The 1,243-nt window shown below is 40.3% G+C and carries 1 protein-coding gene; it reads left to right on the top strand.

Going from position 1 to position 1,243, the window contains the following annotated elements:
• Positions 1-160: 160 nt before the first annotated feature.
• Positions 161-1,243 (top strand): restriction endonuclease (locus BN67_RS07825; protein WP_019223572.1); only part of this gene is annotated, 1,083 nt, incomplete at its 3' end.

Here is a 1,243-nt window from a genome sequence, read left to right as displayed (position 1 = left end):
CAACCTTTTAAAACCCCTTTTGAAAAAAAATTACCGATTTTACAGGAATTTCACCTCATCTGACACTCGATATTTATCCGAAATGTATTTATTAAACTTCATTTTGATTCTTTTGAAGAGAATTAATCAAGAGAATATATTGTCATGGAGTCTGTTCTTTATGTCTCACCCTCTTTATTCTGATAACAAACATGTTACTTTACGCTCTCTCTTACAATCTTATCGTGATCAAACGATATCAGAGCAAGAAAAGCAAGCTGCTTTTGAAAAGTTTGTCATTGCCTATTTGACGTGGGACCCGCTCCAAAAGCAAGAATACGAAAAGGTTCAAACTTATAGAGAGGTCGCAGACGAAAAGGGTTGGAAAGGAAGCGACACAGACACCGATATTGATTTGGTAGCTAAAATTCGTGATCAAGAGGATTACGTTGCTATTCGTTGTAAGTTTTATGAAACCAATCATCAGATTACCCAAGACGATATTGAAAGCTTTATCGCCATTTCGGGTAAAAAGAGATTTAAATACCGCCTTCTGATTGATAGCACGGAAAGAGACTTAAGCGAAAATGCCCATACCATGATTGAAGGGCAAGCGGTTCCGGTTTATCGGATTAATCTCTTTGATATGGATAATAGTCAAATTGATTGGGGTATCTTTGATAAGACAGGCAACATTGTTCTTTACGAGCAAAGGAAGAAAAAGCTTTTAGATCATCAGAAAGCAGCGCTCAAAGCGGTTTGTGAAGGTTTAAAAGAAGCAGACCGTGGCAAGCTGATTATGGCATGTGGGACGGGGAAGACTTTCACCAGTTTGAAGATAGCAGAACAGATAGCAGGAACAGGCAAGCGTGTATTGTTTTTGGTGCCTTCTCTTGCCTTGATGTCACAAAGTATCCGTGAATGGACGGCAGATGCACAAGTGCCTTTGCATTGCTTTGCGGTGTGTTCCGATAAGCAAATCGGCAAGCGCCGTAAAAACCAAGAGGATGATGGGGAAATATCGGCATCTGATTTAGCCCTCCCTGCTACAACCGATGCCTCTAAGCTTGTCGAGAAAGTGGGAAACTTTTCTCCCCATGTTATGAGTGTTGTTTTTGCTACCTATCAATCGATCCAAGTGATTGTTGATGCGCAAAAGGATCATGGCTTAGCAGCCTTTGATTTCATCATTTGTGATGAGGCGCATAGAACGACTGGTGCTTCATTGGGAACAGAGAACAGTGAATCTGATTTTATTAAGGTT

It is taken from the genome of Bartonella rattaustraliani AUST/NH4 (assembly GCF_000312565.1).
Lineage (GTDB): Bacteria > Pseudomonadota > Alphaproteobacteria > Rhizobiales > Rhizobiaceae > Bartonella > Bartonella rattaustraliani.
The sequence above is the reverse complement of the archived record's forward strand: the minus strand, read 5'-3'. Positions and strand labels throughout refer to the sequence as shown.